The organism is Pseudomonas sp. JDS08PS003, assembly GCF_045013505.1.
GTDB classification, from domain to species: Bacteria; Pseudomonadota; Gammaproteobacteria; order Pseudomonadales; family Pseudomonadaceae; genus Aquipseudomonas; species Aquipseudomonas protegens_B.
The window spans coordinates 2,745,574-2,766,409 of record NZ_CP120724.1 but is presented as its reverse complement, the minus strand read 5'-3'; the positions used below and the strand labels follow the sequence as shown (position 1 = coordinate 2,766,409).

Annotated in this window: 17 protein-coding genes and 1 pseudogene; 13 read left to right on the top strand and 5 right to left on the bottom strand. The window is 65.1% G+C overall.

What is annotated here, in order from left to right; all coding sequences use genetic code 11:
- Window positions 1-108: 108 nt before the first annotated feature.
- Window positions 109-1,623, bottom strand: coding sequence for an MFS transporter (locus P7C00_RS12715; RefSeq protein ID WP_404939274.1), 1,515 nt, complete (start codon window positions 1,621-1,623; stop codon window positions 109-111).
- A 135-nt stretch (window positions 1,624-1,758) separates the two neighbouring features.
- On the opposite strand from P7C00_RS12715, the gene P7C00_RS12710 reads away from it, so the two are divergent.
- The 7 genes and pseudogenes from P7C00_RS12710 (at window position 1,759) to P7C00_RS12680 (ending at window position 9,808) form a co-directional block, all read left to right on the top strand.
- Complete coding sequence (locus P7C00_RS12710; protein WP_404939272.1) at window positions 1,759-2,649, top strand: LysR substrate-binding domain-containing protein; 891 nt, start codon at window positions 1,759-1,761, stop codon at window positions 2,647-2,649.
- Window positions 2,650-2,958: 309 nt separating this feature from the next.
- Window positions 2,959-3,483 (top strand): DUF2867 domain-containing protein, encoded by a 525-nt coding sequence (locus tag P7C00_RS12705; RefSeq protein ID WP_346636031.1) that lies wholly within the window; start codon window positions 2,959-2,961, stop codon window positions 3,481-3,483.
- Between the two features lie 26 nt (window positions 3,484-3,509).
- Window positions 3,510-4,679, top strand: a complete 1,170-nt coding sequence (gene solA / locus P7C00_RS12700) for an N-methyl-L-tryptophan oxidase (RefSeq protein WP_404939270.1) — start codon at window positions 3,510-3,512, stop codon at window positions 4,677-4,679.
- A gap of 168 nt (window positions 4,680-4,847) precedes the next feature.
- Entirely contained in the window at window positions 4,848-5,288 is a 441-nt protein-coding gene (locus P7C00_RS12695) for a CBS domain-containing protein (RefSeq protein WP_123724511.1), read from the top strand.
- 449 nt (window positions 5,289-5,737) lie between these two features.
- A complete protein-coding gene (locus tag P7C00_RS12690) occupies window positions 5,738-7,963 on the top strand; it encodes an LTA synthase family protein (RefSeq protein WP_404939268.1) in 2,226 nt (741 codons plus the stop codon).
- Window positions 7,964-8,176: 213 nt separating this feature from the next.
- A pseudogene (locus P7C00_RS12685) lies at window positions 8,177-8,905 on the top strand (CHASE3 domain-containing protein); the annotation flags it as partial.
- Between the two features lie 39 nt (window positions 8,906-8,944).
- Window positions 8,945-9,808, top strand: coding sequence for a methyl-accepting chemotaxis protein (locus tag P7C00_RS12680; RefSeq protein WP_404939968.1), 864 nt, complete (start codon window positions 8,945-8,947; stop codon window positions 9,806-9,808).
- Here the strand turns inward: P7C00_RS12680 and P7C00_RS12675 are convergent.
- Window positions 9,798-11,009, bottom strand: coding sequence for a CynX/NimT family MFS transporter (locus tag P7C00_RS12675; RefSeq protein ID WP_404939266.1), 1,212 nt, complete (start codon window positions 11,007-11,009; stop codon window positions 9,798-9,800). The genes P7C00_RS12680 and P7C00_RS12675 overlap by 11 nt on opposite strands.
- Before the next feature lie 159 nt (window positions 11,010-11,168).
- On the opposite strand from P7C00_RS12675, the gene P7C00_RS12670 reads away from it, so the two are divergent.
- A complete protein-coding gene (locus P7C00_RS12670; protein ID WP_346636022.1) occupies window positions 11,169-12,134 on the top strand; it encodes an AraC family transcriptional regulator in 966 nt (321 codons plus the stop codon).
- 83 nt (window positions 12,135-12,217) lie between these two features.
- Window positions 12,218-13,060, top strand: a complete 843-nt coding sequence (locus P7C00_RS12665) for an NAD-dependent protein deacetylase (RefSeq protein WP_404939264.1) — start codon at window positions 12,218-12,220, stop codon at window positions 13,058-13,060.
- Window positions 13,061-13,063: 3 nt separating this feature from the next.
- Here the strand turns inward: P7C00_RS12665 and P7C00_RS12660 are convergent, their stop codons facing one another.
- On the bottom strand, window positions 13,064-13,966 hold the full coding sequence (locus tag P7C00_RS12660) for a LysR substrate-binding domain-containing protein (protein WP_346636020.1): 903 nt from the start codon (window positions 13,964-13,966) through the stop codon (window positions 13,064-13,066).
- Between the two features lie 215 nt (window positions 13,967-14,181).
- On the opposite strand from P7C00_RS12660, the gene P7C00_RS12655 reads away from it, so the two are divergent.
- Genes P7C00_RS12655 through P7C00_RS12645 form a run of 3 tightly spaced genes read left to right on the top strand, consistent with a single transcriptional unit; the run spans window position 14,182 to window position 16,766 of the window.
- Entirely contained in the window at window positions 14,182-14,880 is a 699-nt protein-coding gene (locus P7C00_RS12655; protein ID WP_011060621.1) for a CoA transferase subunit A, read from the top strand.
- A 36-nt stretch (window positions 14,881-14,916) separates the two neighbouring features.
- Window positions 14,917-15,576, top strand: coding sequence for a CoA transferase subunit B (locus P7C00_RS12650; protein ID WP_011060620.1), 660 nt, complete (start codon window positions 14,917-14,919; stop codon window positions 15,574-15,576).
- An 11-nt stretch (window positions 15,577-15,587) separates the two neighbouring features.
- Window positions 15,588-16,766, top strand: coding sequence for an acetyl-CoA C-acetyltransferase (locus P7C00_RS12645; protein WP_404939262.1), 1,179 nt, complete (start codon window positions 15,588-15,590; stop codon window positions 16,764-16,766).
- A gap of 33 nt (window positions 16,767-16,799) precedes the next feature.
- Here the strand turns inward: P7C00_RS12645 and P7C00_RS12640 are convergent, their stop codons facing one another.
- Window positions 16,800-17,723: a LysR family transcriptional regulator gene (locus tag P7C00_RS12640; RefSeq protein ID WP_346636374.1), complete on the bottom strand. Its 924-nt coding sequence runs from the start codon at window positions 17,721-17,723 to the stop codon at window positions 16,800-16,802.
- Window positions 17,724-17,852: 129 nt separating this feature from the next.
- Here P7C00_RS12640 and lysA point away from each other — a divergent pair, with 129 nt between their 5' ends.
- Window positions 17,853-19,085, top strand: coding sequence for a diaminopimelate decarboxylase (gene lysA, locus P7C00_RS12635; protein WP_346636373.1), 1,233 nt, complete (start codon window positions 17,853-17,855; stop codon window positions 19,083-19,085).
- A gap of 7 nt (window positions 19,086-19,092) precedes the next feature.
- Here lysA and P7C00_RS12630 read toward each other — a convergent pair whose 3' ends face one another.
- Window positions 19,093-20,817 carry an alkaline phosphatase D family protein gene (locus P7C00_RS12630; RefSeq protein WP_346636372.1) on the bottom strand — a complete coding sequence of 575 codons (1,725 nt, stop codon included), beginning with the start codon at window positions 20,815-20,817 and terminating at the stop codon, window positions 19,093-19,095.
- Window positions 20,818-20,836 lie beyond the last annotated feature (19 nt).

The window sequence follows — 20,836 nt, the reverse complement described above, 5'->3', positions numbered from 1 at the left end:
GCCTTCGGGCGCCTTTTTTGCTTTCCCTGCCGCCGCAGGCTGCGAACGGCTGGGGCAACACAAGGGCCTGCGACCGCTTTTCGCAACCTCGCTGACACGCGGCAGCGGCTACTGCGCGATCGACTCCGCTGGCTTTTGCTGCCATGGGGCGAATATCAGCAGGCTGAACAATGCCAGCCCCCAGACACTCAAGCCGCCGTACAGCATGACCCAGCCAAAGCCATGGACCAGGGCCGCCTGCGGCGTACCTTCCGCCAGCCACGGCAAAGCGTCCAAAGAGCCGCTGCCAGAGGCAATCTGCTGCGCCCAACCCCGCAGTTGCCCGGCATCCAGCGCCCCACTCAGGTGACGCCGCAGGTAGGCGCCCACCCCCGCCACCAGGATCAAGCCCATCAAGGCAATGTTCAGCGCCAGGGAAATCATCCGCGCACTCATGTCGATCCCCGAGGCCATGCCGGCCTGATCGGCGGGCACCGACCCGGTGGTGGTATTGGTCACCGGCGTATTGCAGATGCCCAGACCGATCCCCGCCAGCAGCGCGCCGGGCAGCATGAACACACCGCTGCTGGCGGCCCACTGGCTGGCACCAAACATCGCCACAAAGCCCAGGCCGATACCGGACAACCCCAGAGGAATCACCCAACCGGCCTCGAAACGCAGGGCCAGGCGTTCGCCCACGGGCGGCAGGATCAGGGTCGGCAAGGTATAGGCCAGCAGCGCCAGCCCGCTGTGCAGGCTGTCGTAGCCCAGGGCACCGTGGAAGTAGATCGGCAGGTAGATCATGAACGGCCAGAAGCTGAAATTCATCCCCATGGAACCGAGCAACGCCCCGGAAAACCGGCGGTTCCTGAATACCCCCAGCTCGAACATCGGTTGCCGGCTGCGGCGCTCGGCACGGATAAAGGCAGCGAAGCAGCCCAGGGTCGCAAGCACCACGGCCAGGGCGCTGAAGCGGCTCAGGGTCGGGCCCTGGGTCAGCACAAAGGTCAGGCCGAACACCGCCAGCGACAGCAGCACGATGCCGGCGCTATCGAGCTTGCCGACCCGTGCCTGACGGGCCTCCTCGACCCCGGCCACGGCAAGTCCCAGGGTCAGCAGCGCCAGCGGCCCGTGCACCAGGAAAATCCACGGCCAGCTGGACAGCGACAGGATCGCTCCGCCAATGATCGGCCCGAACCCCAGACCAATGCCGAACACCACGCCCCACGCGGCGAAGGCCCGGCTGCGCTCACGGCCCTGACGAAACTGCTGGGACAGGATCGCCACCTGGGTGATCAGCATCGCGCCCCCGGCCAGGCCTTGAAGGGCCCGGCTGGCGATCAGCACCGTCATGTTCTGGGCCAGACCACAGAGCAGCGAGGCCAGGCCGAAGGCGACGATGCTGAGGACAAACACCCGCTTGCGGCCAAAGCGATCGGCCAGGGCGCCGGTGGCCATCAGCACCACGGTGCAGGCGATGGTGTAGGCATTCATGATCCATTGCAGGTCGGTAAAGCGGCCCTGCAGACGGTCTTCCAAGGCCGGGAGAATCACCGGCACGCTGGAGATTTCCAGGCCGAACATCAGCGCGGCCAGGCAGACCGCCGCCAGGGCCAGGGTGTTGCGTGAAGAAGGTTGAGGCATCGAGGGTTGTCCGCAAGTGGTGTCGCCACCCGTCCCGGGGCGACTGAGGGGTCAAGTCTGGGCAACGCCACTCAATGACGGAAATGATTAGATTTTGTAGGATTGAGCAATCTCCATCATGAATGGCAGCCTGCCTTGAACATCGATCCCACCCTGCTGCGGTCCCTGGTCGCAGTCCATGAATGTGCCGGCTTCACCCGCGCCGGCAAGCGCCTGAACCTGACCCAGTCGGCGGTCAGCCATCAGATCCGCCGTCTGGAAGAGCAACTGGGCCGGCCCCTGCTGCTGCGCACCACCCGGCGCCTGAGCCTGACCGAAGACGGCCAGGAAGTGCTGCAGCACGCGCAACAGATCCTCGCCTCCCTGGACGCCCTGGCCCGGCGCTTCCAGCCGTCGCGGCTGAGTGGCGTGGTGCGCTTCGGGGTGCCCGAGACCTTTATGGGGGAGCGCCTGCCGCCACTGCTCTGCCAGTTTTCCCGAGCCTTTCCCGAGGTGCGCCTGGACGTCAGCGTCGGCACCTACCTGGACCTGCGCCAGATGCTCAAGGCCGGGGAACTGGACCTGGCGGTGGTGCTCTCGGAGCCGGGGCGGCGCGACAGCGGCACCGTGCTGCGCAGCGCCCGGTTCGTCTGGGTCGCCGCCGAGCACTTCGACCTGGCCCCGGGCGCCTCGCTGCCCCTGGCCCTGGCGCCGGCCCCCTGCGTCAATCGGCAGATCGGCCTTGATGCCCTGGGCGAAAGCGCCGCCAGTTGGCATGTGGCGTTCAGCTCGCCAAGCCAGGAAGGCATTCGCACGGCAGTGCTCGCCGGTCTCGGAGTCACCGTGCAGATGGCCAGCGACCTGCGCCCGGGCCTGCGCATCGTCGATGGTGAATACGGCCTGCCGGGGTTGCCCGGAGCGCGCTTCCTGCTGGCCTGGAGCAGCGGCGAAAAGACGGCGGCGGCCCAGGAGTTCGGCCAGTTGCTGCTACAGAACGCCGAGCCGGCCGCCAAGGGGGAAAAAGCCGCGGTCCGCCAGCAGGCTTAAGTGGCAAGCAGCCATTGCGTTGGCGGAATTCAGTCCGCGTGCCAGCCAATTCCGTCGTTCAATGGCCGGCACAGGTCCCTTCGACCTACTGGCAACTTCGTGCGTGTTTTTGCTGATTCCGGCCCGAGCAGCGCGGATAACCGCCGAATCCCTGCGCGCTGCCACCTGGCAATGGCAACCCTTGCCCAGCGGCAACTGGCCGCTGCACAACAGTAAGTTCTGCGCCCCAAGAAGTGGTATTTTTTGCCGCTTCTGGCGTGGCTGATCGGCATGCAGCCCAAGCCGCCAGTTCTACAGGGAGCCGTATCGATGAAAACCGCTGTTCACCCTTGCCCACTGCCCAGTGACTCGAGCATCGCCGCCCTGGCCCCGGGCGCGACTTTCATCGACTGCCGCCGCACCCTGGCGACCGACGCCGAACGCAGCGCCATGCGCCACCTGCTGAACCTGATGAGCCAGACCCCGGCCTGGATCGACCGCATGATGGGCCTGCGCAATCGCGTGGTGCAGCTGTTCGGCCTCAAGGACCTCGGACGCCTGACCCGCATCGACCTGGCGCGCCCCGACGAGGATTACCAGCCCGGCGACCGGGTCGGCATCTTTACCCTGATCTCCCAAAGCCCCGATGAAGTACTGGTGGTGGACCGCGACAAACATCTGGACGTGCACCTGTCCCTCAACCGCCAGCCGCTGAACGCCGAGGGCCTGCGCCCGGTGGTGCTGTCCACCGTGGTCCATCCGCATAACGGCCTGGGGCGCCTGTACATGCTGCCGGTGGCCCCCTTCCACCGGATCATCGCGCCCATGACCCTGGCCACTATCAATAACCGCTGAGCCTTCATCCCCCCAAGGATCTTGCCGTGCAGACACCTGATTTCGATGTTGTCGTCGTAGGCCTGGGCGCCATGGGCGCCGCCACTCTCTATCAACTGGCCAAGCGCGGGGTGAAGGTGGCGGGCATCGACCGCTTCGCCCCGCCTCACGACCAGGGTTCCAGCCATGGCGACACTCGCATCACCCGCCAGGCGGTGGGTGAAGGTGCGGCCTATGTGCCCCTGGCGATCCGCTCGCAGCAGATCTGGCGCGAACTGGAAGGCGAACTGGACGTGCAGCTGTTCGAGCAGTGCGGCGTGCTGGTGATGACCGCCAGCACCGACCCACAGCGGCCGGCGGACGCCCGGGATTTCACCGACAACAGCATCGAGCTGGCCCGACGCTATGGCATCGAGCACCAAGTGCTGGACGCCACCGAGATCCGCCGGCGCTTCCCGCAGTTCGCGCCACTGGATGACAGCGCCCGGGGCTATTTCGAACCCGGCGGCGGTTTTGTCCGACCGGAGCGCTGCATCGACGCGCAACTGACCCGGGCCCGGCAACTGGGCGCGACCCTGATCACCGGCCAGACGGTGCTGGAGCTCAAGTCCGCTGCCGAGGGGGTGGAGATCATCAGCGCCGGTTCGTCGATCAGCGCCCGGCGAGTCATCGTCAGCGCCGGCATGTGGTCGGCGCAACTGCTGGGGGCACCCTTCGACTCGCTGCTGCAGGTCTGTCGCCAGCAGCTGTACTGGTTCCGCCTCGATGAACCGCAACACTACCCGACGCGCTCGCCGAGCTTCATCCTCCACAGCGCCGACGATGTCGACACCTGCTACGGCTTCCCGCCGATTCCCGGCGAAGGCTGCGTGAAGATCGCCACCGAGCAGTACAGCGCCAGCAGCCAGCCGGACAGCCTCGACCGCCAGCCCAGCGATGCCGATGCCCAGCGCCTGTTCCGCGACCTGGTGGCGCCGCACATGGCCGGGCTGGCGCCGGAACTGGTGAAGGCCAGCGTCTGCGCCTACACCGTGACCCCGGATTCGGGCTTCATCATCGACCGCCATCCGCGCCTGGCCAACGTCACCGTGGTCAGCGCCTGTTCCGGCCATGGCTTCAAGCACTCGGCGGCGATTGGCGAAGCCCTGGCCCAGCAACAGGTCGAGGGCCGCAGCGAAATCGACCTGAGCAGCTTTTCCCTGCAGCGCTTCAACTGACGGCAACGGCCTCCAAATGGGGGCCGCCCTGAAAAAAACCTCCAGGCTGACGTTTTTCGCCGTTTATCTGCCGTTTTCAGCCTTGCCGGTTGGCCCAGTCTCTACGATTCTTTAGAAACCCCTCAGGGCGGCGCATCGCCGCCCCACGTAGAACCATCGGAGCGCCCCATGAAGAGCGTCGCAGAACTGCTGAAACTCAAGGCCAAGCACAACCAGCAAGTGCACACCATCGCCCCGCACCAGATGGTGCTGGAAGCGCTGATGCTGATGGCCGAGAAAAACGTCGGCGCCTTGCCGGTGATGGAAAACGGCGCAGTGGTCGGGGTCATCAGCGAGCGCGACTATGCGCGCAAACTGGTGCTCCACGGCCGCTCTTCAGTGGGCACCCCGGTGAGCGCCATCATGAGCTCGCCGGTCATTACCGTGGACTCCCACCAGAGCGTGGAAACCTGCATGAGCATCATGACCGACAGCCACCTGCGCCACCTGCCGGTGGTGGAGAACGGCCAGTTGCTGGGCTTGCTGTCCATTGGCGACCTGGTCAAGGAAGCCATCGCCGAACAGGCCGATCTGATCCGCCAGCTGGAGCAATACATCCGCGGCGAATAGGCCCGCTCCCCGTAGTCGGCTTGCCGGCGAACAGGCGCGCAAGCCCTGCACCGCCCTGGCCGACGCCTTCGCTGGCAAGCCAGCTCCTACATAAGCCCCACAAAATTGCACAGCCCCCCGTAGGAGCCGGCTTGCCGGCGAAAAGCCCCGCAAGCCCGGCACCGCCCTCGCGGACGCTTTCGTTGGCAAGCCAGCGCCTGCAACAGTTCGGCGCCATCAACGTGGAGCAGATCCAGCGGTGCTGGTTTTTTCACACTCTGAAATAGTAAATCCCGCCACGTACGGCTCCGCCCCTAACCGCCGCCAGACGCCTGAGCACGGGCCCTCAGCCCAATCTGAAGAACACCCAGGCCAATTCGCAACTCGGCGAAAACTGAATTCCCCCCACGAATAAGAAACGTCTTGCCTGCCACTCTTGTTAACATCGCGCACATTTGTGTGAAGATTTAATGACAGGCAGGTTATTTGTGAAGTTGATCCGTCGTTGCCTACAACACCCCCTCGCTCCCCTGTGTGCTTTGTTCGGTCTGCTGTTGCTGGTGCCAATGGGCGCGCGCCTGGCCCTGGGCTGGTCCAACCCGCTGGGGTACCTGTCCGACCTGGCCAGCGCCAGTCTGCTGACCCTGCTCTTGTACCGCCGCCCCTGGTGGCTGGCGCTGCCGGTGCTGCTGGTCTGGGCACTCTTGACCCTGGTCAGCGCCGAGCTGGTGAGTGCCGTGGGCCGCATGCCCAACCTCGCCGATCTGCACTACCTGGTGGACCCGCAATTTGTCGGCAATTCCACCGGCGGCGGCCTGACCCACCCTGAGCTGGGGCTGACCCTGCTGCTGGGGCTGGTGCTGTGGCTGGTGGTCCAGCGCAGCAGTCGCGCAGTGAAGGCCCCGGCACTGCCACGCACACTCTGGATTCTGCCGCTGGGCTTGTTCCTGGCCCACGGCGCCACCCAGTACCTGAAACCCAGCGAAGCCGATCAGTGGCAGCTGTTCAACCTGCCCCACCAGGCCCTGGCCACTGCCACCGGCCAGGCGCAGATGAGGGTTGAAGACTGGCTGCAAGGCGATGTCGCCGATGTGCCGCCGCCCATGGCCGGCCTGACCCGTCTCGACCTCGAAGGCCAGCCGCTGCTGCCCAGCGCCGGTCGCGCGCGCAACGTGCTGCTGATCACCCTGGAAGGCATTCCCGGGGCCTATATCCGTACCAACCGCGAGGCCCTGAACAGCCACTACCAGGAAGACCTGATGCCCAAGCTCAGCGCCTGGGCCGAACGCGGCATGAACACCCCGGACTACGTGCTGCACAGCCACCAGACCATTCGCGGCCTGTACGCCATGCTTTGCGGCGACTACGACAAGCTCGACAACGGCACCCCCAAAGGCGTGGAGATGCTCACCCAGAGCCAGCGCAACCAGGCCTGCCTGCCCGCGCAGATGCACAAGTTCGGTTTCAACACCCACTACCTGCAAGGCGCCGGCCTGCGCTTCATGGCCAAAGACAAGATCATGCCGCACATCGGCTTTGACGCGACCCATGGCCTGGAGTGGTTCAAGAACGACAACTACCTGGAGTTCCCCTGGGGCAAGGACGACAAGGCGTTCTTCGAAGGTGCACTGACCTACGTCGATCAGTTGAAGAAGAAAAAACAGCCTTGGATGCTCACCCTGCTCACCGTCGGCACCCACCAGCCCTACTCCGCGCCCGAGGACTACCTGGAGCGCTATGAGACGCCGAAGCAGGCGGCGGTCGGCTACCTGGACGACGCCATCGACCAGTTCCTCAAGGGCCTGGAGCGCAAGGGGGTGCTCAAGGACACCCTGGTGATCATCACCTCCGATGAATCCCACGGCATCGACGGCGTGCGTCTGGCCTCGTCCTGGGGTTTCAACCTGACACTGGCCCCGGACCAGGACCTGCTGCCCCATCTCAAGTCCGGGACCTACGGCCACGTCGACCTCAGCGCCTCGGTGCTGGACTACTTCGGCCTGCCGGTGCCCGCCAGCCTCAGCGGCCGCTCGCTGTTTCGCGACTACGCCCAGGGCCGGGAAATCATGTCCTACACCAACGGCAAGCTGCGCTACCACGACGGCCAGGGCACCTTCACCGAGTGTGATTTCCAGCAACGCTGCCGCTACTACGCCAGCCCCGGTTTCATCGCCGACAGCGCCAGCCTGCAAGGCCAGTACGGCGGTCTGCGGGCCCGGCAGATCAGTGCCCGGGCCGCGCACCTGGATCGCAGCCTGCTGCAATCGCCACTGAACCAGCACTATCAGTTCGGCAGCCCGGCGATCATCCCGCTGCAGGCGCAGATCAAGGATGACTGGGCCGACAACCTGATCGGTGCCCAGTACCTGGAAATGCCCAAGGGCTCCCAGACCCGGGTGCGCTTCACCGTGCGCTCCGCCGACCCGCAGCAGAACGCCTACATCCTGCTCAAGGGCAAGGAACTGGAACAGGACGTGCCCCTGGGCCTGCCGGAAGAGATGCTGGTAACCCCCGACCAGCCGTTGCAGATGGACTTCAGCTTCGACAACCCGGAAACCCGCAAGGCCTTCTCCTTCCACCTCCTGGGCTACGGCCTGGGTGCGGTGGAAGTCAGCGATTTCAGCGTGATCACCGAGTTGCCGGGGCAACCTGAAAGCGTCGATCCCGAGGAAGACAGCAACGCCCACTCCAGCTGAACCCTGCCGCACATCGAGCAGCGCCCTTCAGGGCGATGCTCGATGTGCCCCTGTGCAAACCCCGCAAAAAAAACTTTCCTGTACATGAAACTTTTTTTGTACAGAAAAAGTCGGACCGTTGATGTCATTTAAACATCATTGAGCTATCACGCTGCGTCTTCGAGGCACGGCCTTGTGAAGCATTCAGTCAACGGTTTAGGAGCGGTCCTTCCTATGTTTTCCAATCTGAGCATTTCGCAAAAGCTCTATGCCGGTTTCGGCGTCGTCCTGCTGATCCTCCTGCTGCTGGTGCTTGCGGCCCTGCGCGGCTTCGATCAGGTCAGCAGCAGTGTCAAAAGCAACATCCACAGTTACCAAGTGCTGAGCCAGTCCGACGCCCTGCTGCGCAGCCTGATCAACATCGAGACCGGCATGCGCGGTTATGCCCTGACCGGCCGCGACAGCTTCCTCGAACCTCTGGAGCAAGGCGAAAAAGCCTTTACCGACGACTACGCCCGGATCAAAAACAGCACCGCCGACAACCCCGAACAGCAGGCGCGCCTGGAGCGACTCAAGGCCCTGCACGACCAGTGGCTGCAAGACGACGTCCAGGGCAACCTGGCCCTGCGCCGGGCGATCAATGCCGGGAGCCAGCCTGCAGCAGCCATGGCCGCGCAGATCAGCGCCGGCCGCGACAAGGCCAAGATGGACGCCATGCGCCAACTCACCAGTGAGTTGCGCGAAGCGGAAAAAAGCCTGCAGGACGCTCGCAGCCAGGCCATGGACGCCGCCAAGTCTTCCGCCCTGGCGGTCCTGATCGGTGGCGGTTTGCTGGCGGCGGTGCTGGCCATGCTCGTTGCCTGGTCGCTGTCCAGCAATCTGGTGGGACGTATCCGCCAGGCCGTGGAGGTGGCCAAGGCCATCGCCGCCGGCCGTCTCGACAGCAGCATCAGCACCACGGGCCGCGATGAAGTGAGCAACCTGCTGCAAGCCTTCGCCGCCATGCAGGAGCGCCTGCGGACCATGATCAGTCAGATCAAGCTGGGGGCCGACCAGTTGGTCAGTGCCTCCCAGAGCATTTCCAGTGCCTCGTTGCAGCTCTCGGCCTCGGCCCAGGAACAGTCCCACTCGGCCTCCTCCATGGCCGCCACGGTGGAAGAGCTGACGGTGAGCATCAACCATGTGGCAGACAACGCCGGGGATGCCCACGCCCTGTCCAGCGAGTCCGGGCGTCAGTCCGAGGAAGGTGGCAGCGTGATCCAGGACACCCTGGGCAGCATGCGCCTGATCGCCGAAACCGTGCAGGCTTCGGCCAGTCAGATCGGCGAACTGGGCCAGCACGCCGAACAGATCTCCAGCATTGTCAGCGTGATCAAGGGCATCGCCGAACAGACCAACCTGCTGGCCCTCAATGCGGCCATCGAAGCCGCCCGGGCCGGGGAACAGGGCCGTGGTTTTGCCGTGGTCGCCGATGAAGTGCGCCTGCTGGCCCAGCGCACGGCCAATTCGACCCAGGAGATCACCGAGATGGTCGACAAGATCCAGATGGGCACCCGGGAAGCGGTGAGCAGCATGGACGTCGGGGTCAATCAGGTGAAGAGCGGCGTCGAACTGGCCCAGCAGGCCGGCGAGGCCATCGTCAACATCCGCACCTCGTCGGGCAATGTGGTGCGGGTGGTGGACCAGATCTCCCTGGCCCTGCGGGAACAGACCGCCGCCAGCCAGGATGTGGCGCGCAATGTCGAACGCATCGCCCAGATGTCCCAGCAGAACAGCCAGGCCGTGGAAGAAACCACCGAAACCGCCCGCTCCCTGCAGCAACTGGCGCAAAACCTGGAGCAGCAGGTGAACGTGTTCAGGCTCTAGGACTGGCGTTGGCACTGCCCGACTCAAGAGCTCGGGCACGCACCAGCAGCAGACTCAGCACCGCCCCCAGCAGCAGGACCGCGATCAGCATCAGCCAGGCGCTGGCAAAATCCGCCACGCCTTGCTGCACGGCACCGAACAGCACCGGCCCAAGGGCGAACCCGGCGAAGAAGCCCGCCGAGAGCAGACCCGAGGCGGAGGCCGGGCTGCCAAAGGCCGGATCGCGCAGCAGCATGCTCATGGCGATGGCATGGGTGGCCACGGCGGTCAGGCCCATGCCCAGGGCGCCGAACCACAAGGGCCAGTGCGCCTGGGGCGTGGCCTGGGCAGTCACCGCCAGGGCCAGGCTGGCCAGGAGCAATAGCGTCAGCAGCAGCCAGGATTCCTCGGCCATACGTGCCGCCAATGGCGTCAGCAGGGTCCGGGCCAGGATGCCCATGACCCCGAACCCGGCGACCATGGCCCCGGTCTCGCCGACCGCCACCCCTTGGCGAGCCGCGAATACCCCAAGAAAGGTCACGAAGGACGAGAGCACCAGGCCGACACACAACTGCACGCTGAGCAGCAGCGTCAGCCGTGAATTCGGCCGGGGAATCTCCAGGCTCATGGTCTTGCCCGCTGCGCTGCCCGGCGCCACCTTTGGCCCCCACAGGGCCAGCAGCAAAGTCGGCAGGAGCAGGCAGGCCAGGGCTGCGCGCCAGCCCAGAGACCCGGCCAGAGGCGGCAGCAACAGGCCGGCGATCAGCGCGGACAGTTGCACCCCGGACTGTTTCAGCCCCACCACCGCGGCCTTGCTGCGGGCCTCGACACACTCGGCCACCAGCAGATTGGTCACCGGGTTGGCCAGGGCCTGGGCCACTCCGCAGATCGCCAGGGCCAGCAGCAGCCCGGCAAATCCCGGCAAGCTGACCAACAGGCCATACCCCGCCAGGGTCGCCCAGAACAGCAAGGCCAGGCCTCGTCGGATGCCGAGCCGGTTCACCAGCGGCCCGGCCCACAGGGACAGCACTGCCGCCAGGCCAAAGGCGCTCATCACCAGCCAGCCCAGCCAATGGGGCGCCACCCCAAGATCGGCGATCAGCAAGGGCCCGAGGGTGCCGATGGCGTAGAAGATCAGCATCGGCAGGCCCATGGCACAGACCAGTACCACGCGCAGCCAGAGCCCCCGGGGACTGGCAGTTTTCAAGTTCTGAGGGTTCATTGCTTGCTCCTTTGCAGGTGGGGCGCCGCAAGATTGCAACGCTCACCCCAGCGTGGGAAACAGCTTACTTTTTAGCGAGAATGCTTATCATGCGTGTTCATATGGGAAACGGATCCATTCCCATGGCAAACGCAGAACATCCATTGCAGGAGCGCGAACATGGCCGTTGCACCCGGTTCTTCCCAGTCCTATCGCTTGCCGTGCCACGCACCACGCGAGCACAGCCAGGCCCCGGGCGGCGGGTCACGCCAGCAGTTGCCCCAGGCCCTGGGCGATTGCCATTTCGAGAGCCTGCCCCTGGCCCCGGACCTGACCCTGGTGCGCTCGCGCTATCACCCCAATCGCCCCTTGATCGAAGAGGCCAGCAGTTGCCACGCCGGCCGTCTACTGGTGATCACCTGTGCCCTGCAAGGCACCTCGGGCTACCTGGACGCCAAGGGTTCGAGCCTGGCGTTTCGCGCCGGACACACCACCGTCACCGCCTTCCAGGCCAGCCGGGGCGAACGCCGTTATGGCGCCAATGAAACGGTGGAGCAACTGCGCCTGCTGGTGGGCGAAGCCCTGCTCCAGCAGTATCTGGGCCCCGCCCGGGCTCGCCAGTTGCTGGGCCAGGACGCCTTGCAGCTGTTGGCCTGCGGGCCCACTTCCCGGGCCAGTGCCGGCCATCTCAGTGCCCTGGCCCAACCCTTGGGCCGGCAGCCGCCACCAACGCTGGAGCTGCACATCCACGCCCTGAGCCTGCTGTCCTTGCAATTGCAGGCCCTGGCCCCCGCCCCTGTCGCCCCGGGCAGACGCCTGAAGGCCGCCGATCTTGAACGGCTGCAGCAGGTGCGCGACCTGATGTTCGAGCAGATGCACCAGCCCTTGAGCGTGGCTTATCTGTGCGCCGCTGTGGGTCTCAACGAGTTCAAGCTCAAGCAGGGCCTGCGCGAGCACTACAACACCACGCCGCAACGCATGCTCCTGGAAATCCGCATGGGCCATGCCCATCGCCTGCTGGAAGGCGGCTGCCAAGTGGCCCAGGCGGCCTATCAAGTGGGCTACCGCTTTCCCGGCAACTTCAGCGCGGCCTTTACCCGGTTCTATGGCAAATCGCCCAAGTCGGTGTTCGGCCCCCGGCGCTGAACCTTGGGTAAAACACTGGCGCCGCGAAGGCTTTGCGTCTATTTCTGGTAGGCGTCCCTGGCCACTGGAAACGAGTGCAGCCCATGATCGACCACCCCACTGCCCCACCGTTCGAGCAACTCGCCGCCGCCATGCACGGCAAGCCTTTCATGGTCCTGACCGGGGCCGGCATCAGCACCCCGTCGGGCATCCCCGACTACCGCGACAGCGAAGGCGTGCGCCGTGGCAAGCAGCCGATGATGTACCAGGAGTTCGTCAGCCAGGCCAACGCCCGTCGTCGCTACTGGGCCCGGGCCATGCTCGGCTGGCCGCGCATTCGCCAGGCCCGGCCCAATACCGCGCACCAGGCGTTGGCGCAATTGCAGGCAGCCGGCCGGATTGCCGGAGTGATCACCCAGAATGTCGACACCCTGCACGATCAGGCCGGCAGCCTGGAAGTCATCGAATTGCACGGCAGCCTGCATCGGGTGCTGTGCCTGGACTGCGGCCAACGCAGCCAGCGTGATGCCATCCAGCTGAAGTTGGAGGCGCACAATCCCTACCTGGCCGGCGTCGACGCGGTGCAGGCGCCGGATGGCGACACCCTGCTGGACCCGGCGTTCGAGGAGCGCTTCCAGGTGCCCCGTTGCCCCTACTGCGACGGCGACCGCTTGAAGCCCGACGTGGTGTTCTTCGGCGAAAACGTCGCCCAGACCACCGCCGCCCGGGCCTTGGGGGCGGTGCACGAGGCCGCCGGCCTGCTGGTGGTGGGTTCATCGCTGATGGCGTATTCGGCGTTTCGTTTGTGCCGAGCGGTGGCTGACCAGGGCAAGCCGCTACTGGCCATCAACTTCGGCAAGACCCGCGCCGACGAGTTGCTGGACCTCAAGCTCGGCGAGCCCTGCGACCGACTGCTGCCGCTGCTGGCCGAGCGCCTGCTGCGCTAAGCCTCAAAGCATTGCCACGCGCAGGCCGAGGTTTTCCTCGCGCAGGATGTCGAACAGCGCCTGGGCCGCGGTGGACAGTTCGTCCCCCGGCTTGGTCAGTACGCCGATGGCCCGCTCCACCACCGGCTCGTCCAGAGTCAGGCAATGCCCGCCCAGCTCGCGCATATGCTGGGCACACAGCGCCGGCACGGCACTGACGCCCAGGCCGCTGGCGACCATGCGTCCCACGGTCGCCAACTGATGGCTTTCAAATTCCACCGGCAACTGCACGCCCCGGGCCCGCAGGTGATCCTCCAGCATCACCCGCACCATGGACGGCCGCTGCAGGGTGATAAAGGGCTCCTGCAACAGCGTCTGCCAATCGATGCGGCTGCGCTGCGCCAGGGGCGAATCCTTGGCCACCACCGCCACGAAACGGTCGACGTACAGCGGGGTGAACTGCAGGGAAGAGCTGTCCTGAGGTTCGAAGGCCACCCCCAGCTCCACCTCGCGGTCGCGGACCATTTCCAGGACCTGCTCGTTGACCACGTCGTTGACCGTGACGTTGACCTGGGGGTAACGGGCGCGAAAGTGCTTGAGGATCGGCGGCAGCAGGTTGCCGGCAAAGGACGGCATGGCCGCCACCGTCACCCGCCCGCGTTGCAGGGTGAAACGCTGGCGCAGTTCGTCCTCGGCGTTGTCCCAGTCGGCGATCAGCCGTCGCGCCAGAGGCAGCAGGGCCTCGCCTTCCGGGGTCAGGGCGACGTTGCGCGTGTTGCGGGTAAACAGGCGCCCGCCCAAGCCTTCTTCCAGGGCCTTGATGGTCAGGCTCAGGGCCGACTGCGACAGGTGCAGGCGTTCGCAGGCCAGGGCAAAGCTCAAACTGTGGGCCACCGCCAGAAAGGCCCGTATCTGTTTAACCGTCATCTGTCATCCTCAGGAGAGCAGCGGCAAGCTATAAGCTTCAAGCCGCAAGCTTGGAGCTTGGAGCTTGGAGCTTGGAGCTTGGAGCTTGGAGCTGATTATGCTGCTTTTCAAATCAATCAACCTTAAAAATCAACTTAACAAATCAATCCCGCAGCGCAACACTGATCCGCAAACGGCTGGCCAGCCGCCAACGAACAAGAAAGAGGATGGTGCAAATGGCAGGTTTCGATAAGCGCGTGGCGTCCTACGAGGAAGCCCTGGAAGGTCTGCAAGACGGCATGACCGTGATCGCCGGCGGCTTCGGTCTGTGCGGTATCCCCGAGAACCTGATCGCCGAGATCAAGCGTCGCGGTACCCGCGACCTGACCGTGGTGTCGAACAACTGCGGGGTCGACGGTTTCGGCCTGGGCGTGCTCCTGGAAGACCGCCAGATCAGCAAGGTGATCGCCTCCTACGTCGGTGAAAACGCCCTGTTCGAGAAACAGCTGCTCAGCGGCGAAATCGAAGTGGTACTGACCCCCCAAGGCACCCTGGCGGAAAAAATGCGCGCCGGCGGCGCCGGTATCCCGGCCTTCTTCACCGCCACCGGCGTCGGCACCCCAGTGGCCGACGGCAAGGAAACCCGCGAATTCAAGGGCCGCACCTACCTGATGGAAGAGTCCATCACCGGTGACTTCGCCATCGTCAAGGGCTGGAAGGCCGACCATTTCGGCAACGTGGTCTATCGCCACACCGCGCAGAACTTCAACCCCCTGGCGGCTACCGCCGGCAAGATCACCGTGGTCGAAGTGGAAGAAATCGTCGAGCCGGGCGAGCTGGACCCGACGCAGATCCACACCCCCGGCATCTACGTCGACCGGGTCATCTGCGGCACCTTCGAGAAGCGCATCGAACAGCGCACCGTGCGCAAGTGATCGCCCTTCCCCAGCCCGACTAAAAGGACAACAAACATGGCTCTTACCCGCGAACAAATGGCTCAGCGCGTCGCCCGCGAACTGCAGGACGGCTTTTACGTCAACCTCGGCATCGGCATCCCGACCCTGGTGGCCAACTACATCCCCGACGGCATGGAAGTCATGCTGCAATCGGAAAACGGCCTGCTGGGCATGGGCGCCTTCCCCACCGAAGACGAAGTCGACGCCGACATGATCAACGCCGGCAAACAGACGGTGACCGCACGCATCGGCGCTTCGATCTTCTCTTCCGCCGAATCCTTCGCGATGATCCGCGGCGGCCATATCGACCTCACCGTGCTGGGCGCCTTCGAAGTGGACGTGCAAGGCAACATCGCCTCCTGGATGATCCCCGGCAAGCTGGTCAAGGGCATGGGCGGCGCCATGGACCTGGTGGCCGGTGCCGAGAACATCATCGTCACCATGACCCACGCCTCCAAAGACGGCGAATCCAAACTGCTCAGCCGCTGCAGCCTGCCGCTGACCGGCGCCCAGTGCATCAAGCGCGTGCTCACCGATCTGGCCTACCTGGAGATCGAGAACGGCGCCTTCATCCTCAAGGAGCGCGCCCCCGGGGTCAGCGTCGAGGAAATCGTCAGCAAGACCGCCGGCAAGCTGATCGTGCCGGACCACGTGCCTGAAATGCAGTTCGCCTGAGGAGCCCCATCATGCAAGACGTCGTCATCGTTGCCGCCACTCGTACCGCCGTAGGCAGTTTCCAGGGCTCCCTGGCGGGCATTCCCGCCGTTGACCTGGGCGCCGCGGTGATCCGCCAACTGCTGGCCCAGACCGGCATCGACCCGGCCCAGGTCGACGAAGTGATCATGGGCCAGGTGCTCACCGCCGGCGCCGGGCAGAACCCCGCCCGCCAGGCCGCGATCAAGGCCGGCCTGCCCCACGCCGTGCCCGCCATGACCCTGAACAAGGTCTGCGGCTCGGGCCTCAAGGCCCTGCACTTGGGCGCCCAGGCCATTCGCTGCGGCGATGCCGAAGTGATCATCGCCGGTGGCCAGGAAAACATGAGCCTGTCCAACTACGTGCTGCCCGGCGCCCGCACCGGCCTGCGCATGGGCCACAGCCAGATGATCGACTCCATGATCAGCGACGGCCTGTGGGACGCCTTCAACGACTACCACATGGGCATCACCGCCGAGAACCTGGTGGACAAGTACGGCATCAGCCGTGAAGCCCAGGACGCCTTCGCCGCCGCTTCCCAACAGAAGGCCGCAGCGGCCATCGAGGCCGGGCGCTTTGTCGACGAGATCACCCCGATCCAGATTCCCCAGCGCAAGGGCGAGCCGCTGACCTTCGCCACCGACGAGCAGCCACGCCCCGGCACCACCGCCCAAGCCCTGGCCAAGCTCAAGCCCGCGTTCAAGAAAGACGGCAGCGTCACCGCCGGCAACGCCTCGGCGCTGAACGACGGCGCTGCCGCGGTGATGCTGATGAGCGCCAGCAAGGCCCGGGCCCTGGGCCTGCCGGTCCTGGCCAGAATCGCCGCCTACGCCAACGCCGGGGTTGACCCGGCGATCATGGGCATCGGCCCGGTCTCCGCCACCCGTCGCTGCCTGGACAAGGCCGGCTGGACCCTGGACCAACTGGACCTGATCGAAGCCAATGAAGCCTTCGCCGCACAATCCCTGTCCGTGGCCAAGGAGCTGGAATGGGACGCGAGCAAGGTCAACGTCAACGGTGGCGCCATTGCCATCGGCCACCCGATCGGCGCGTCGGGCTGCCGGGTGCTGGTGACCCTGCTGCATGAAATGCTCAAGCGCGATGCCAAGAAAGGCCTGGCGACCCTGTGCATCGGCGGCGGTCAGGGCGTGGCATTGGCCATCGAGCGCTAGGGTTTCCTCGCCACACTAGAGGCGCTGTTGCAGTTACAGCGCCTGCACTAGCCTGCTCAACTGCTCATCCAGACGCCCCGCCTCACCCCGCAACGACTCGCAGAAGCCCTCGACAAAACTCGATGAAGGCCGGTAGTCAGGGCGGATCAGCATCACTCGATACGGCACCGACAACTGCAACGGACGGATCGCCAAGCCACGCCCCACCTCTTCCATGGCGCTCAAGGGATTGATGATCGCCACCCCCAGTTTCTGTCGCACCATGGCGCACACCGAGGCGGCGTTGGTGGTTTCCACCACCACCCGGCGGTCGACCCCGGCCTGGCGAAAGTGCTCGTCCAGGGTCTGCCGGTAGATATCCAGGCCCGAGAGGTTGATGAAGTTCTGCCCACGAAAATCTTCAGAGGCCAGCCGCGACTTGGCCAGCAGCGGATGGTCGTCCGGGAGGATGCAGACCATGTCGGCGCAAAACAGCAGTTCCCCCTGGGTGCCTCGTGGCAGGTGCTCGCTTTCGGTGAGACCCAGGTCATGGCGCTGGGCACTGAGGGATTCTTCCAGCAGCGGCGATTCCTGGGCGGTGATGCTCAGGCCGATCCCCGGGTGCCGCTCCTGGAAGTGCTTGCACACCCTCGGCAACAGGGTCTGGGAGAACAGCGGCAGGCAGCTCAGGCTCAATTGGCCATGCTCGAAACGACGGATCGACTGAGCCACGCTGTTGATCCGTTCCAGCCCCACATAGGCCCGTTCCACTTCCTCGAGCAGCAGCATGGCCTGGGCCGTGGGCAGCAGGCGCCCGCCTTCACGGTCGAACAGGCGCAGGCCGGAAAGCGCTTCCAGCCGCGCCAGTTCCCGGCTCACCGTGGGCTGCGAGGTGAACAGCAGGCGCGCGGCGCCAGTGACGCTACCGGCCTGCATGATGGCGCGGAATACTTCGATGTGCCGCAGGGAGATGTCCATGAACAAAGGCTCGCTTGATCGCTCGACCCATATCAAATCTGAATCATGCAACAAAGAATAGATATTTTATTGAATAGCCAGAAATCGGCATGCTGCAGCCACTCTCACTGACCACAGACCGCAATCGCCATGGCCATTCCCTTCTCTCCCGCTCAACTCGTCGCCGCTGCCCGCCAATATGGCACCCCGCTGTGGTGCTATGACGCCGCCACCATCCAGGCGCGCATTGCCCAGTTACAGGCCTTCGACGTGGTGCGCTACGCGCAGAAAGCCTCGTCCAACCTGCACCTGCTGCGCCTGATCCGCGAAGCCGGGGTGCGGGTCGACGCCGTATCCCTGGGGGAAATCGAGCGGGCCCTGCTGGCCGGCTTCAGCCCGGTCGATGCCGGTATCGTCTTCACCTGCGACCTGTTCGACGAAGCCACCCTCAAGCGTGTGGTGGAGCTGCAAGTGGAAGTCAACGCCGGCTCCATCGACATGCTCCGTCAACTCGGGGAACAGTCCCCGGGGCATCGGGTCTGGCTGCGGATCAACCCGGGCTTCGGCCACGGTCACAGCCGCAAGACCAACACCGGCGGCGAGAACAGCAAGCACGGCATCTGGCACGATCAGGTCGACGAAGCCCTGGCGGTGATCCGCCAGCACGGCCTGCACCTGGTGGGCCTGCACATGCACATCGGTTCCGGGGTCGACTACGACCACCTGGAGCAAGTGGGCGCGGCCATGGTGGCGGCGGTGAAATCCCTGGACCACGACATCGAGGCGTTCTCCATCGGCGGTGGCCTGTCCACCCCTTACCGCGACGGCGACACTGCGGTGGATGTGCAGCGCTACGCCAATGCCTGGAGCGTTGCGCGCCGGGAGATCGAGGCCTACCTGGACCACGGCGTGCGCATGGAAATCGAACCGGGGCGTTTCCTGGTGGCCGAGGCCGGTTGCCTGGTCAGCGAAGTGCGGGTGGTGAAGACCGCCGGCCAGCATCACTTCGTGCTGGTGGACACCGGCTTCAACGACCTGATGCGCCCGGCCATGTACGGCGCCTACCACGGCATGAGCCTGCTGGACGCCGCCGGCCAGCCGGTGCAGCGCCCGCAACAGCTGACCGTGGTCGGCGGCCCGCTGTGCGAGTCCGGCGACATCTTCACTCAGGACGACGAATGCCTGACCCCGCGCCTGCTGCCCCAGGCCCAGGTCGGCGACCTGCTGGTGCTGCACGACACCGGCGCCTATGGCGCCAGCATGTCCTCCAACTACAACAGCCGGCCGCTGCTGCCGGAAGTGCTGTTCGCCAACGGCCAGCCACAGCTGATCCGCCGGCGCCAGCCACTGGCCGACCTGCTGGCGCTGGAACTGGGGCTGTAAGGCGCCGTTACCAGGGCTCCAGCCGCAGCCGTTCCGGCTGGTTGTTGACCCCATCGTCCTGCTTGCGGGTCACCAGCGGCTCACCGTCGGCGCCGTAGAACTGCACCACCAACTCGGCGCTGTCGGGATGCAAGTCGAGACGGGCGAAGTTATCAGCCTGGGTAAAGGCCCAGGTGTGGTAATCCATGGTGTGGGTACCGTCGAGGAGCGCAAAGCTGTCCGGCGTCTGCGGCGCCGTTGAGTCGTGCACGTAACCGGCCGGGTCACCGTCGGCAAAGGGAAAGGGCCAGTAGAAGGCCGACGAGGTGACGGCGTAGGACTTCAGGGCCTGACCCGCGGCACTGAACGCCAACCGGGAAATGTTCGAGCAGTGAATGTCTCCGGACAGGAACACCACGTTCTGCACCTGGTGCTCGATCATGGTTTCCAGCACCGCGCGCCGCGTGGCGGGGAAAGCCGACCAGGAGTCGCTGTCGTTCTTGTGGCGCACGGCATCAGAGTCTGTGCCCACGGTATCCACACCGTTGGGCACAAAGACGCTGGAAGTGACCACGAACTTGGGGATGTTGCCCCGATCCTCTTGCATGTGCCGCAACCAGGCACACAGCCGGTCGAGCTGACCCGGTTCGCTGGGATGCAATGAAGGACGGCCCAGCAGATGGTTGTCCTCCAGGGCGTCCGGCACATCGTCGAGGAAGCGCTGGGTACGGGTGTCGAGCACGAAGAACGGGTAGTTGCCACAAGAGAAGTCATAGAACAGCTGGTTGGTCTGCAACTGCTGCAGGTACTTGTCGTCACCGGTCATGGCCCGGCCATGGACATAGCTGTCGGCAAAGCGCGGTCCATGGCTCCACTGGTAGCTCATGTAAGCCCCCATGGCGAAGTTGAACAGCAGGCGCTTTTCACGGTCCTTGCGAATCCGGTCCTGGGTCCAGTTGTCCTCGATCTCGTGGTCGTCAAGGATCATGTAGGTGGGCAGGTGGGCCAGCAATTGGCGGATGTTCGGCGAGCCGAAGGCGCTGTGGTAGCGCTCCTCGAATTCCTCGAAAGTATCCGCCAGGCCCACCGGCACCAGGCGGTTGAACAGGTCGGCATAGATCTGGTCACCCACCATCAGCACCAGTTGCGCATCCCCATGGTCCGCCAGCATCGGCCCGAAGATGGTGTCGGAATGCTTGCGTTTCCACAGCAGCCCCGGGTAGCGGCAGGACCCCAGCAAAAAGCTCAGGGGCGCCGGTTTGGCGGCGGCGCTGGCGTGGGTGGTGAACTCGGCCTCGACGTACATCTTGTCGACCCCGGTGCGGTTCAGGTCATTGGCCCAGGCTCCAGGCTCGGGCAGGCGCTGCACCACCGACTCGCTGGAAACATCATCATCGTTGTTGCCCGAGTCATCGACGTTGAGCGACGCCATGCGCACCCGATACCGGGTGTCAGGCGTCAGCAAAAAGGGCTTGAGCTGCTTGCGCGCGGCCTGGCTGCCCCACAGGCTGGTGTCCACCCCGAGATTGAAAGTGCCGGTACGGTGATACTCGCGTCGCAGGCGAAAGTAGAAGATGTTGTCCGCCGCGACCCGGCCGTTGCTGCCCACCACGCCAATCACGCCGATGGTGCGGATATCCTCCGCCACGCCCTTCTCGTCCAGGGCATCGGAAGCGGCGATCCATAAACGGCAGGACGTATCGGTGGTGTGCCCGACAATCGGGCCTAAAGAAGGAGTGCGAAGTGTGCTCACGGTGACCTGCTCCTTGGTG